We start from the raw sequence: 11816 nt of genomic DNA, 5'->3' as shown, positions 1-11816 counted from the left end.
CAGGACCGTGAAACGACTCTACGCCGATGATAGTGCGGATTCCCGTGTGAAAGTAGGTAATCGTCAGGCTCCCTAAGTCAGAAACCCCCGCCCGAAAGGCGGGGGTTTTTGCATTGGCGCGGCGGAAAGGGCGATGGCAGCGAGACAAGGACCTCATCGCTGTTGACGGTGCCGTCATCGCCCGCGCCGGAACGAAATCACGCGATTTGATACGATCGAAGTGCGGTCGACGGCTGCGTCCACCGACGTTCGTGTTCGACCAGAGCTTGATGGAGAGGGCAGGGAATGAATATCGGCGACGCGTCGCGCGAATCCGGCGTCAGCGCAAAAATGATCCGGTACTACGAACAGGTCGGCCTCCTCGCGCCGAGCAAGCGTAGCGACGCCGGATACCGCATCTACGGTTCGGACGAAGTCCATATCCTGCGTTTCATCCGCCAGGCAAGGCGGCTCGGCTTTCTTGTCGAGGATATCCGCAAGTTGCTGATGCTCTGGCAAGACCGCTCCCGCGCCAGCGCCGAAGTGAAGTCGATCGCCCTCGAACACGTGGCCGAACTCGACAAGCGCATCGCGGAACTGAGCGACATGCGCAATACGCTCGCCGATCTCGCCGCGCACTGCCATGGTGACGGACGCCCAGAATGCCCGATCCTGGCGCGTCTGGCTGACCCGGTCGGTGAACCGGATTAGTGCACGTCCTCGAGGCCAAAGATAGGCCTCAATTCAATATCCTTATAAATCAGTGGCTTGACGAAGATGCTTCACAAGCCATTCCAAATCGGAATGGTTCCCATGCAAGCATTTCATTAGCATCTTGGTGCGGCATCGCTATAATTCGGGATAACCCTATACGGGAAATCCCTGAACCTCGATTCGCCAGGGTTCCCCTTCCTTGGAGAACGTCATGATCGCCTACATCGTCGAAAAGCTGAGCAACTGGTTCGAATCCGCAGAGCGTGAGCGCCGTGAGGCTTACCTCGCAACGTCGTCGGATATCGTCCAGCTCGAGAGCCGCATCCGTTCGCTCGAAACGAACGGCTACTCGCTGTAATCGAAGTACCGTCGGGTGCCGTGTGGCACCGAGCGAAAAGCAAGCCCCGTATTGACGGGGCTTTGTTTTTTTGTGCGCCGGATCTGGCGAAATCGTCAGCGTGGCGCTATGGTATGGACCTGCTTTTCCACAGGAAGACTACGACCATGCGCTTGCGTCTCGATGTGCGTCACGCTTTCCGTGCGCGTCTCGTTCTGGGCGCTGCGGTGCTCGTTCACGGCATCGCGGCCGGTGCGGCGACTTCGTCCAAGCCGCTGATTCTCGATACACAACGCGGGATCCAGGATGGCAAGGGCGGCTTGGTGTTGCAAACGGCACCGTTATCGTCCGAGCCGATTGTCGAACCCGCCGGCATGCGAACGCCGGCCGGGCAGGGGCCGAATTCGTCGGTCCCGTTGTTCGTCGCGCCGTATATCAATGTGCCGGGCTGGGGTGCATCGCCTGCGAATCAGCCGAGACCCACCCCGAGACTGCAACCGTAGCGGCACGCCGCCCGCTCAGTTCCCGCGGTGCTCGATCTCGCACCGGGCGCCGCTGTCCTGTCCCAGGCGTTCGACAAGATAGGGCAGCGCTTCATTCATGCTCTGCGCGAGCGTGTACGGCGGATTCAGGATGAACATTCCGCTGCCGTAAAGTCCCAGGCCATCTGCCGGCGGATTCGATACCGTCAATGTCAGGTGCAGCCAGTTGTTCGGCTGCAGGCGCTTGAGCTGTTCAGGAAAACGCTGCGACTCCACCCGCGCAACCTGCGGATACCAGATCGCGTAACACCCGGTGGCGAAACGCTTCAGGCATTCCGTTACGCAGGTTACCGTGCGCGCGTAATCCTTCTTGTCCTCATAGGACGGGTCGATCAGCACGAGTGCGCGTCGCGGCGGCGGCGGCAGCAGCGCCTTGATGCCTTCGAAGCCGTCACCGGCGTAAATCATCGCGCGTCGCCCGGCGTCGCGGAAATTGTGACGCAGCACGTCGATTTCCGTCGTGTGCATTTCGAACAGGCGCATCCGGTCCTGCTCGCGCATCGCGCGCCATGCAAGATACGGCGAGCCCGGATAGTAATGCAGCTCGCCGTCGTCGTTCAACGCACGCACCTCGTCGATGTAATCGCCGAGCGCCTCTGGCAGGTTCTTGTCGTTCCACAGGCGGCCGATGCCGGTGTCGAATTCCCCCGTCTTGGCCGCATAACCGTCGCGCAGCGAATACACGCCGGCGCCCGCGTGCGTGTCGATGTACCAGTACGACTTGTCTTTCTTGTTCAGGTAGCGCAGCAGCTGGACGACGACGGCGTGCTTGAGCACGTCCGCGTGGTTGCCTGCGTGAAAACCGTGACGATAACTGAGCATGGCTGGCTGCCTGAAACGAAGGATGAATCGATGAAAACGGACGATCGCGCGCGGCCGTCAGGCCGCGCCCCGATGCGGCCGCGTATTGTACGCGAGTGGACGTGAGTCGCCTTACTCGTATGCGTCGCCGACTGCCTCCTCGATGCGTTGCCTGACCTCGGGCGTCAGCTTGGCGGCAACGTCGAGCGCGCGCATGTTGTCGCCGATCTGCTCGATCCGGGAGGCGCCCGTAATGACCGAACTCACACGCGGATTCGCGAGTACCCACGCGATCGCCAGCTGAGCGGTGCTGCAACCGAGTTCGGCCGCGATCCCGCCGAGCCGTTCGACCACATCGTTGCTGGTCGGGTCCGTCAGCCGGTCGCGGAGCCAGTCGTAGCCCTGCAGTTGCGCGCGGCTGCCGGGCGGTACGCCGTTGCGGTACTTGCCGGTGAGCAGCCCCGAGGCAAGCGGGCTCCAGGTCGTCAGGCCGAGGCCGTAGTCGTCGTAGAGCCGCGCGTATTCGCGCTCGACCCGGGTACGGTGGAACAGGTTGTACTGCGGCTGCTCGACGACCGGTTTGTGCAGATGGTGCCGCTCGGCAATCTCATACGCCGCGCGGATCTCGTCGGCGCTCCATTCGGACGTACCCCAGTACAGCGCCTTGCCGCGCACGATCATGTCGCTCATCGCCCAGACCGTTTCCTCGATCGGCGTGTTCGGATCCGGGCGATGGCAGTAGACGAGGTCGACATGGTCGAGCTGCAGCCGGCGCAGCGAGCCGTCGATCGCGTTCAGCAGATATTTCCGGTTCAGCGTGTGGTACTGATTTGGGGCTTCCGCGAGCCCCCAGAAGAACTTCGTGGACACGAGGTAGCTGATGCGCGGCCAGCCGAGCGACTTGAGCGCCTGGCCCATGATTTCCTCGGATTTGCCGCCCGCGTAGACTTCGGCATTGTCGAAGAAATTGACGCCCGCATCGCGGGCCGCCGCGAGGCATTCACGGGCGGCCCGCTGATCGACCTGGTTGCCGTAGGTGACCCACGAGCCGAGCGAAAGCTCGCTGATCTGCAGGCCGGAGCGGCCTAGCCGTCGATAGTGCATGAGAATCTCCCGCGACTCGGAACCGACCTTAAGCTTAGACGTTTTGCGCGCGAACGGCGGGGCCGATCGTGCACAATAGCGGCTGGCCCGCCGACACGATCACGCGACGAAAGCGTGATGCGGCGGGGCGCGCTTTTTCGATCCGATAACGGAAGGAGACGGACATGGCAGCAGATCTGAGCGGCAAGACCGCAGTCGTCACGGGCGCCGCAAGCGGCATCGGCAAGGAAATCGCACTGGAGCTCGCGAAGGCGGGCGCGGCCGTCGCGATCGCCGACCTGAACCAGGACGGCGCGAACGCGGTTGCCGACGAGATCAACAAGGCAGGCGGCAAGGCAATCGGCGTCGCGATGGACGTGACCAACGAGGACGCCGTGAACAGCGGCATCGACAAGGTCGCCGAAGCGTTCGGCTCGGTCGACATCCTCGTGTCGAACGCCGGCATCCAGATCGTCAATCCGATCGAGAACTACTCATTTTCCGACTGGAAGAAGATGCAGGCGATCCACGTCGACGGCGCCTTCCTGACGACCAAGGCCGCGCTCAAGCACATGTACAAGGATGATCGCGGCGGCGTCGTGATCTACATGGGCTCGGTGCACTCGCACGAAGCGTCGCCGCTGAAGTCGGCCTACGTGACGGCCAAGCACGGCTTGCTCGGCCTGGCGCGCGTGCTGGCGAAGGAAGGCGCGAAGCACAACGTGCGCTCGCATGTCGTATGTCCGGGCTTCGTGCGCACGCCGCTCGTCGACAAGCAGATTCCGGAGCAGGCGAAGGAGCTCGGGATCAGCGAAGAGGAAGTGATCAAGAAGGTGATGCTCGGCAACACGGTCGACGGCGTGTTCACGACGGTGCAGGACGTCGCGCAGACGGTGCTTTTCCTGTCGGCATTCCCGAGCGCCGCGCTCACGGGGCAGTCGTTCATCGTCAGCCACGGCTGGTTCATGCAGTAACGGGATCCGGCACGGAGGTCGCCACGCGTACCGCTCGCGCCGAGCCGTCGCCGGCAATGCACGACGGCATAAAAAAACGCGCTCCGGGGAGCGCGTTTTTTGTTTCGGCAGGGCGGGCCGATGACGGCAGCCGCCTGCTGATGCCGACTTACTTCAGGACCGCTGCGACTGCATTGGCGACCGCGTCGAGGTTACGCGTGTTCAGCGCTGCCACGCAGATGCGGCCCGTGCCGACTGCGTAGATGCCGAACTCTTCGCGCAGGCGATCGACTTGCGCCGAGGTCAGGCCCGAATACGAGAACATCCCGCGCTGCGCGTTGATGAAGCTGAAGTCGCGATCCACGCCGCTCGCCTTCAGGCGCTCGACGAGGCCATTGCGCATCGAACGGATGCGGTCGCGCATTTCGCCCAGTTCCTGCACCCACGCAGCGTGCAGTTCCGGCGACGCGAGCACGGCCGCGACGACGGCGCCGCCATGGGTCGGCGGGTTCGAGTAGTTCGTGCGGATCACGCGCTTCAGTTGCGACAGCACACGCGTCGCTTCTTCCTTGCTCGACGTGATGATCGACAGCGCGCCGACGCGCTCGCCGTACAGCGAGAACGACTTCGAGAACGACGACGACACGAATGCATTCAGGTCGGCCGCGGCAAACAGGCGCACCGCCGCTGCATCTGCCTCGATGTTCTCGCCGAAGCCCTGGTAGGCCATGTCGAGGAACGGCACGAGGTTGCGCGCCTTGACGACGTCGACGACCTGCTGCCATTGCGCTTCGGTCAGGTCCACGCCGGTCGGGTTGTGGCAGCACGCGTGCAGCACGACGATCGTGCCTGCCGCATAGCCGTTCAGCGCCGACAGCATGCCTTCGAAGTTCACGCCGTTGGTGGCGGCGTCGTAGTACGGGTAGGCGACGACTTCGAAGCCGGCGGCTTCGAACAGCGCGCGGTGGTTTTCCCAGCTCGGATCGCTGATCGCGACCTTCGCGTTGGGGTTCACGGTGCGCAGGAAATCGGCGCCGATCTTCAGCGCGCCCGTGCCGCCCAGTGCCTGCGCCGTGACCACACGGCCTGCGGCGATCAGCGGCGAATCGTTGCCGAGCAGCAGCTTCTGCACCGCTGCGTCGTAGGCGGCGATCCCGTCGATCGGCAGGTAGCCGCGCGGCAGGCCGGCGTCGACCCGTGCCTTTTCCGCTTCGCGAACGGCGCGCAGCAGCGGAATCTTGCCTTCTTCGTTCGTGTACACACCGACGCCGAGGTTGACCTTGGTCGGACGCGCATCGGCGTTGAAGGCTTCGTTCAGGCCCAGGATCGGGTCGCGGGGAGCAAGCTGGACAGCGGAGAAGAGCGACATGATGATTCGGCAGTTGTGAAAAGAGGGTCAGGCTTTCAGCCGGCGGGGCGGGCGCAGCGGACCGCGCGCCAACGGCACGGCGCCGGAAAGCGCAGCAGCCTGACATTGTAGCGAATTCACGCTGCGGGAGGCGGCGATTGCGCGGCGAATTGCGATTTCGGCCGGTGCCGCGCGTCAGGAGCCGTCAGCGGTCCGCCACGCCGCGAAGCGCTAGAATAGTCCTTTGCCCTCGCTCCGGCCGCACTCCATGTCCGAACATCACGCCGACGTCGGCGACGCGCTCGACGAATCGAAATTCGTGACCTTCGAAGGGTCGCCCTTTCAGCTATACCAGCCATATCCACCCGCAGGCGACCAGCCGACCGCGATCGAAACGCTCGTCGAAGGGGTCGGCGACGGCCTCGCATTCCAGACGCTGCTCGGCGTGACGGGTTCGGGCAAGACCTTCACGATGGCGAACACGATCGCGCGGCTAGGCCGCCCGGCGATCGTGTTCGCACCGAACAAGACGCTCGCGGCGCAGCTCTACGCGGAGTTCCGCGAGTTCTTCCCGCGCAACGCCGTTGAGTACTTCGTCTCGTACTACGACTATTACCAGCCGGAAGCGTACGTGCCGCAGCGCGACCTGTTCATCGAGAAGGACTCGTCGATCAACGAGCACATCGAGCAGATGCGGCTGTCGGCGACGAAGAGCCTGATGGAGCGGCGCGACGTGGTGATCGTCGCGACGGTGTCGGCGATCTACGGTATCGGCAACCCGTCCGAGTACCACAAGATGATCCTGACGCTGCGCACCGGCGACAAGCTCGGCCAGCGCGACGTGATCGCGCGGTTGATCGCGATGCAGTACTCGCGCAACGAACAGGACTTCCAGCGCGGCACGTTCCGCGTGCGCGGCGACACGATCGACATCTTCCCGGCCGAGCACGCGGAGATGGCCGTGCGCGTCGAGCTGTTCGACGATGAGGTCGAGACGCTGCAGCTGTTCGACCCGCTGACCGGCCGCGTGCGGCAGAAGATTCCGCGCTTCACGGTGTATCCGTCGTCGCACTACGTGACGCCGCGCGACACCGTGATGCGTGCGGTCGAGACGATCAAGGACGAATTGCGCGAGCGCCTCGAGTTCTTTCACCGCGACGGCAAGCTCGTCGAGGCGCAGCGCCTCGAGCAGCGCACGCGCTTCGATCTCGAGATGCTGCAGGAGCTCGGTTTCTGCAAGGGCATCGAAAACTACTCGCGGCACTTCTCGGGCGCCGCGCCCGGCGAGCCGCCGCCGACGCTCGTCGACTACCTGCCGCCCGACGCGCTGATGCTGCTCGACGAATCGCACGTGCTGATCGGCCAGTTGAACGGCATGTACAACGGCGACCGCGCGCGCAAGGAGAATCTCGTCAACTACGGATTCCGGCTGCCGTCGGCGCTCGACAACCGACCGCTCAAGTTCCCGGAGTTCGAACGCAAGATGCGCCAGGTGGTGTTCGTGTCGGCCACGCCTGCCGACTACGAGAAGCGCGTGACGGGGCAGATCGCCGAGCAGGTGGTGCGGCCGACCGGGCTCGTCGATCCGGAAATCGAAGTGCGCCCCGCCAGCTCGCAGGTCGACGACGTGCTGACCGAGATCAACGCGCGCGTGAACGCCGGCGAGCGCGTGCTGATCACCGTGCTGACGAAGCGGATGGCCGAGCAGCTCACCGAGTTCCTTGCCGACCATGGCGTCAAGGTGCGCTACCTGCACAGCGACATCGACACGGTGGAGCGGGTCGAGATCATCCGCGACCTGCGACTCGGCACGTTCGACGTGCTGGTCGGGATCAACCTGCTGCGCGAAGGCCTGGACATTCCGGAAGTGTCGCTCGTCGCGATTCTGGACGCGGACAAGGAAGGTTTCCTGCGCGCCGAGCGCTCGCTGATCCAGACGATCGGCCGCGCGGCGCGCAACGTGAACGGCAAGGCGATCCTCTACGCCGACACGATGACCGAATCGATGAAGCGCGCGATCGGCGAAACCGAGCGGCGCCGTGCGAAGCAGATCGCGCACAACGAGAAGATGGGCATCACGCCGCGCGGCGTCGTGAAGCGCATCAAGGACATCATCGACGGCGTCTACAACGCCGACGACGCGCGCGCCGAGTTGAAGGAAGCGCAACAACGCGCGAAGTTCGAGGACATGTCGGAAAAGCAGATCGCGAAAGAAATCAAGCGTCTCGAAAAGCAGATGGCCGACTACGCGAAGAACCTCGAATTCGAAAAGGCCGCGGCCACCCGCGACCAGCTGGCGCTGCTGCGCGAACGTGTGTTCGGTGCGAACGTGGGCGACCACGTCAACGGCGGCCGGTAAATCTTTCCAAACGTCACTGAAACCTCCCGGTAACTCGGCTGTAAGCCTTGTCGCATCAGGGGTTTACCGGGGGGCTCGTTTGTTCCAGAGCCGGTTCGGTGCTACACTTCGCAAGTATTGAGAATAGTTCGCATTAACGTTCTTCATTGCGTTAGTGTTTCCGGCGAGCCGTCCAGGAGGGCGGTTGGCAGCGTGTCAGACAAATAACAAGGAGTGTCCATGTTGGGTTCTTCGTTCATCCGCACGTCGGTTGCGGTAGCGGCGGCGCTGGCCGCGATGTCGGCCTCGGCGGCCGAATATCCGATCGGCAAGCAGCAGATCCAGGGCGGCATGGAAATCGGCGCGGTGTACCTGCAGCCGATCACGATGGATCCGGAAGGGATGATGCGCAAGGCGTCGGATTCGGACATCCACCTGGAGGCGGACATCCACGCGGTCAAGAACAACCCGACGGGTTTCGCGGAAGGCGACTGGATGCCGTACCTGCAGGTCACGTACAAGCTGACGAAGCAGGGCGACACGAAGTGGAAGGCCGAAGGCGACCTGATGGGCATGGTCGCGAGCGATGGCCCGCACTACGGCGACAACGTGAAGCTGGCGGGCCCGGGCAAGTACCACCTGACGATGATCGTCAAGCCGCCGATGCAGTCGGGCCACATGGCATTCGGCCGTCACGTCGACAAGGAAACCGGCGTGGGTCCGTGGTTCAAGCCCATCACCCTCGAATACGACTTCCCGTTCGCCGGCATCGGCAAGAAGGGCGGGTACTGATCGGTGGCATCACGGACGGCGCGCTTCGGCGCGCCGTCAGCGCAGAGAACCCAGAATGAAACTTCCCCAGAAAATCGTCGCCGCAGCCGCCGCGCTGTGGCTCGCCGGCGCGGCGCATGCCGCCGATCTGCCGACGTTCAAGCTCGAGATGACGGACGGCAAGCTGAACCCCGCCCGCATCGAAGTGCCGGCCGGCCAGCGCTTCAAGATCGAGATCAGGAATACCGGCAAGGGCGCCGCCGAATTCGAGAGCGTGCAGTTGCGCAAGGAGAAGGTGCTCGCGCCGGGCGCCGATTCGTTCGTGGTTGTCGCCCCGCTGTCGCCGGGCGAGTACAAGTTTTTCGACGATTTCCACCAGCAGGCACAGGGCGTGATCGTCGCGAAGTAATGCGTTTTATCTGCGTACGGGCGCACGAGTGCCGTGCCCCGCACGTCAGGAGGATTCAATGGGTCAGATCTTGTTCATCGTCTGGCGGGAGAGCGTCGAAGCGCTGCTCGTCGTCGGCATCCTCTATGCATGGCTGAAGAACGGCGACGACGATGCGCGCCGCGGCCTGCCCTTTCTGTGGACGGGTGTGGCAGTCGGCCTGCTGATGGCCGTCGGTCTCGGCGCCGCACTCGTCGGTTTCACCGAAGTGCTGTCCGGCGACGCACAGGACTATTTCCAGACCGCGATGGTGCTGATCGCCTGCGTGCTGATCGTGCAGATGGTGTTGTGGATGCGCCGGCACGGCCGCACGCTGAAGCGCGACATGGAGCAGTCGCTGCAGCAGAGCACGCGCGATTCGAACTGGTGGGGCGTTGCCGTGCTGGTCGCGCTCGCGATCGCCCGCGAAGGCAGCGAGACGGTGATCTTCCTGTACGGCCTCGGTTTCGGCCAGTCGGGGCACGTCGACGCCAGCCAGATGCTCGCGGTCGTGATCGGCCTCGGCCTCGCGTTCCTCACGTTCTATCTGCTGCAGCTCGGCGGCAAGTACTTCTCGTGGCGGCATTTCTTCCGCGTCACCGAAGTAATGCTGCTGTTCCTCGGCGCGGGCCTGTTCCAGACCGGCGTCGACAAGCTGATCGACAAGGAAATCCTGCCGCTCGGCATCTCGCAGCTGTGGGACACGTCCGCGATCCTCGATGATTCCGGCACGTTCGGTTCGCTCGTCGCGACGCTGACCGGTTATCGCGCGCATCCGGCGCTGACCAACCTGGTCGCCTATGCGGTGTACTGGGCGGTCGTCTGGCTGCTGATGAAGCGCGCGAGCCGCCGTCCGGCCGTCACAGCGGGCCGCACGGCATGAGCGTTGCCGCCGCAGCCAAGCCGGGCTGGCTCGCACAGGCCGGCCAGTGGATGCAGCGCCACGGCACGGTGATCCGCGGCATCCAGTGGGTCGTCGTCGCCGTCTATGCATTCCTGATCATCGTGCCGGCGGTGTTGCCGCTGCCGGACGATTCCGCGCACCTGTGGAACAACCTCACGCTGATCGCGCAGTTCGTGTTCTGGGGCATCTGGTGGCCGTTCGTGCTGCTGTCGATGGTGATGCTCGGCCGCGTCTGGTGCGGCGTGCTGTGCCCGGAAGGTGCGCTCACCGAATACGCGAGCCGGTTCGGCCGCGGCGGCGCGATTCCGCGCTGGATGCGGTGGGGCGGCTGGCCGTTCGTCGCGTTCGGGCTCACGACGATCTATGGGCAGATGGTCAGCGTGTACCAGTACCCGCTCGCCGTGCTGTTCGTGCTCGGCGGCTCGACCGTCGGCGCGATCGTGATCGGCTTGTTGTACGGCCGCGAGAAGCGCGTGTGGTGCAAGTACCTGTGCCCGGTCAACGGCGTGTTCGGATTGCTGTCGCGGCTTGCGCCGATGCGCTACAAGGTGGACGAGGATGCCTGGCGACGCTCGTACAAGAACGGCGAGCACGGACATCGCGTGATTCCGATCAACTGCGCGCCGCTCGTGCCGTTGCGCAACATGAAGGGCGCCGCAGCGTGCCACATGTGCGGCCGCTGCAGCGGGCACCGCGATGCGATCGAACTGTCGTGGCGCTCGCCGTCCGACGAGGTCGTGAACCTCGGCGCGCAACAGGCGAACCCGTGGGACACGGCGCTGATCCTGTACGGCCTGCTCGGCGTCGCGATCGGTGCGTTCCACTGGACCGTCAGCCCGTGGTTCGTGCAGATCAAGCAATTCGTCGCGGGCTGGCTGATCGACCGCGACATCACGTGGCCGCTCGAAACCAATGCACCGTGGTTCCTGCTCACGCATTACCCGGATCGCAACGACGTGTTCTCGTGGCTCGACGGCGGGCTGGTCGTTAGCTATATCGTCGGCACGGGGCTCGTGTACGGTACCGCGCTGCTCGTGCTGCTGGCCGGCGCGACGCTGATGCTCGGCCGTTTCGACCGCGTGCGCCTTCATCATCTCGCGCAGGCGCTGATTCCGATCGCGGGTGCGGGCGTGTTCCTCGGGCTGTCGGCGACGACGCTGTCGCTGCTGCGGGCCGAGCACGTGCCGCTCGGCTGGGCGACCGACGTGCGCATCGCGATTCTGGTCTGCGCGAACGCGTGGAGCGCGTGGCTGGCCTGGAAGGTGACGGGGCGCTATGCGGCGTGGCCGCGCCGACTGGCTGCATTCGCGTGGTTCGCGGCTGGCCTGGCCGTCATCGACAGCGCGTGGTGGTTGATGTTCTGGGGTTTCTGATGCGGGATTGAAGGCCTTGCGGCCGCGCTCCGGAGTAGCAGGCGAGGTGTTCCGCCGCCGGGCTCCGGAGTGCGCTGAAACCAGCAGCGCCGATAGCCGCGATGCCTTTTCCTTTGTCTGCGGACGCCCAAACAAAAAGCGACACGTCTTTCGACGTGTCGCTTTTTTTTGGTTCTTCACGGATTAGCGTGAAGGCGAGGCCTAAAAGGAAAGCGGTGCCCGAAGGAATAGACTGGTTGTGCGACC

The 11816-nt window shown here is 64.2% G+C and carries 13 protein-coding genes; 9 read left to right on the top strand and 4 right to left on the bottom strand.

The features are described from left to right. Positions 1-285: 285 nt before the first annotated feature. The 3 genes from cueR (at position 286) to SB786_RS34865 (ending at position 1533) form a co-directional block, all read left to right on the top strand. On the top strand, positions 286-690 hold the full coding sequence (gene cueR / locus SB786_RS34875; protein ID WP_006755754.1) for a Cu(I)-responsive transcriptional regulator: 405 nt from the start codon (positions 286-288) through the stop codon (positions 688-690). 214 nt (positions 691-904) lie between these two features. Continuing rightward, a complete protein-coding gene (locus SB786_RS34870) occupies positions 905-1051 on the top strand; it encodes a DUF3563 family protein (protein ID WP_006478295.1) in 147 nt (48 codons plus the stop codon). A 113-nt stretch (positions 1052-1164) separates the two neighbouring features. Next, positions 1165-1533 (top strand): hypothetical protein, encoded by a 369-nt coding sequence (locus SB786_RS34865; RefSeq protein ID WP_410731379.1) that lies wholly within the window; start codon positions 1165-1167, stop codon positions 1531-1533. 15 nt (positions 1534-1548) lie between these two features. On the opposite strand, the gene SB786_RS34860 is transcribed toward SB786_RS34865, so the two are convergent. Together SB786_RS34860 and SB786_RS34855 are read right to left on the bottom strand one after the other, a co-directional pair. Further along, positions 1549-2394: a 23S rRNA (adenine(2030)-N(6))-methyltransferase RlmJ gene (locus tag SB786_RS34860; RefSeq protein WP_006762480.1), complete on the bottom strand. Its 846-nt coding sequence runs from the start codon at positions 2392-2394 to the stop codon at positions 1549-1551. 111 nt (positions 2395-2505) lie between these two features. After that, positions 2506-3477, bottom strand: coding sequence for a potassium channel beta subunit family protein (locus tag SB786_RS34855; RefSeq protein ID WP_410731378.1), 972 nt, complete (start codon positions 3475-3477; stop codon positions 2506-2508). 164 nt (positions 3478-3641) lie between these two features. On the opposite strand from SB786_RS34855, the gene SB786_RS34850 reads away from it, so the two are divergent. Continuing rightward, positions 3642-4430 carry a 3-hydroxybutyrate dehydrogenase gene (locus tag SB786_RS34850; protein WP_077178528.1) on the top strand — a complete coding sequence of 263 codons (789 nt, stop codon included), beginning with the start codon at positions 3642-3644 and terminating at the stop codon, positions 4428-4430. 148 nt (positions 4431-4578) lie between these two features. Here SB786_RS34850 and SB786_RS34845 read toward each other — a convergent pair whose 3' ends face one another. Beyond that, positions 4579-5778 carry an amino acid aminotransferase gene (locus SB786_RS34845; RefSeq protein ID WP_175691795.1) on the bottom strand — a complete coding sequence of 400 codons (1200 nt, stop codon included), beginning with the start codon at positions 5776-5778 and terminating at the stop codon, positions 4579-4581. Between the two features lie 247 nt (positions 5779-6025). Between SB786_RS34845 and uvrB the strand changes: the two genes are divergently transcribed. The 5 genes from uvrB (at position 6026) to SB786_RS34820 (ending at position 11570) form a co-directional block, all read left to right on the top strand. Beyond that, positions 6026-8116, top strand: a complete 2091-nt coding sequence (gene uvrB / locus SB786_RS34840) for an excinuclease ABC subunit UvrB (protein WP_410731377.1) — start codon at positions 6026-6028, stop codon at positions 8114-8116. A gap of 219 nt (positions 8117-8335) precedes the next feature. Next, positions 8336-8887 (top strand): iron transporter, encoded by a 552-nt coding sequence (locus SB786_RS34835; protein ID WP_410731376.1) that lies wholly within the window; start codon positions 8336-8338, stop codon positions 8885-8887. A 55-nt stretch (positions 8888-8942) separates the two neighbouring features. Beyond that, positions 8943-9275 (top strand): cupredoxin domain-containing protein, encoded by a 333-nt coding sequence (locus tag SB786_RS34830; protein WP_121859179.1) that lies wholly within the window; start codon positions 8943-8945, stop codon positions 9273-9275. 58 nt (positions 9276-9333) lie between these two features. After that, positions 9334-10176, top strand: coding sequence for an FTR1 family protein (locus tag SB786_RS34825; RefSeq protein WP_006760847.1), 843 nt, complete (start codon positions 9334-9336; stop codon positions 10174-10176). Further along, a complete protein-coding gene (locus tag SB786_RS34820) occupies positions 10173-11570 on the top strand; it encodes a 4Fe-4S binding protein (protein WP_410731375.1) in 1398 nt (465 codons plus the stop codon). The genes SB786_RS34825 and SB786_RS34820 overlap by 4 nt, the downstream gene beginning before the upstream one ends. Here SB786_RS34820 and SB786_RS34815 read toward each other — a convergent pair. Then, positions 11530-11816, bottom strand: a 287-nt coding sequence (locus SB786_RS34815; protein WP_410731374.1) for a hypothetical protein, incomplete at its 5' end; no start/stop codon positions are given. The two genes, SB786_RS34820 and SB786_RS34815, sit on opposite strands and share 41 nt — an antisense overlap.

The organism is Burkholderia sp. SIMBA_062 (assembly GCF_046534765.1).
Classification (GTDB): domain Bacteria; phylum Pseudomonadota; class Gammaproteobacteria; order Burkholderiales; family Burkholderiaceae; genus Burkholderia; species Burkholderia ambifaria.
The sequence above is the reverse complement of the archived record's forward strand: the minus strand, read 5'-3'. Positions and strand labels throughout refer to the sequence as shown.

Bases quoted from the DNA above. Each gene is read 5' to 3' on its own strand.
- uvrB (WP_410731377.1), top strand. From the start codon at position 6,026: ATGTCCGAACATCACGCCGACGTCGGCGACGCGCTCGACGAATCGAAA.
- SB786_RS34835 (WP_410731376.1), top strand. From the start codon at position 8,336: ATGTTGGGTTCTTCGTTCATCCGCACGTCGGTTGCGGTAGCGGCGGCG.
- cueR (WP_006755754.1), top strand. From the start codon at position 286: ATGAATATCGGCGACGCGTCGCGCGAATCCGGCGTCAGCGCAAAAATG.
- SB786_RS34830 (WP_121859179.1), top strand. From the start codon at position 8,943: ATGAAACTTCCCCAGAAAATCGTCGCCGCAGCCGCCGCGCTGTGGCTC.
- SB786_RS34825 (WP_006760847.1), top strand. From the start codon at position 9,334: ATGGGTCAGATCTTGTTCATCGTCTGGCGGGAGAGCGTCGAAGCGCTG.
- SB786_RS34860 (WP_006762480.1), bottom strand. From the start codon at position 2,394: ATGCTCAGTTATCGTCACGGTTTTCACGCAGGCAACCACGCGGACGTG.
- SB786_RS34870 (WP_006478295.1), top strand. From the start codon at position 905: ATGATCGCCTACATCGTCGAAAAGCTGAGCAACTGGTTCGAATCCGCA.
- SB786_RS34845 (WP_175691795.1), bottom strand. From the start codon at position 5,778: ATGTCGCTCTTCTCCGCTGTCCAGCTTGCTCCCCGCGACCCGATCCTG.
- SB786_RS34850 (WP_077178528.1), top strand. From the start codon at position 3,642: ATGGCAGCAGATCTGAGCGGCAAGACCGCAGTCGTCACGGGCGCCGCA.
- SB786_RS34865 (WP_410731379.1), top strand. From the start codon at position 1,165: ATGGACCTGCTTTTCCACAGGAAGACTACGACCATGCGCTTGCGTCTC.
- SB786_RS34820 (WP_410731375.1), top strand. From the start codon at position 10,173: ATGAGCGTTGCCGCCGCAGCCAAGCCGGGCTGGCTCGCACAGGCCGGC.
- SB786_RS34855 (WP_410731378.1), bottom strand. From the start codon at position 3,477: ATGCACTATCGACGGCTAGGCCGCTCCGGCCTGCAGATCAGCGAGCTT.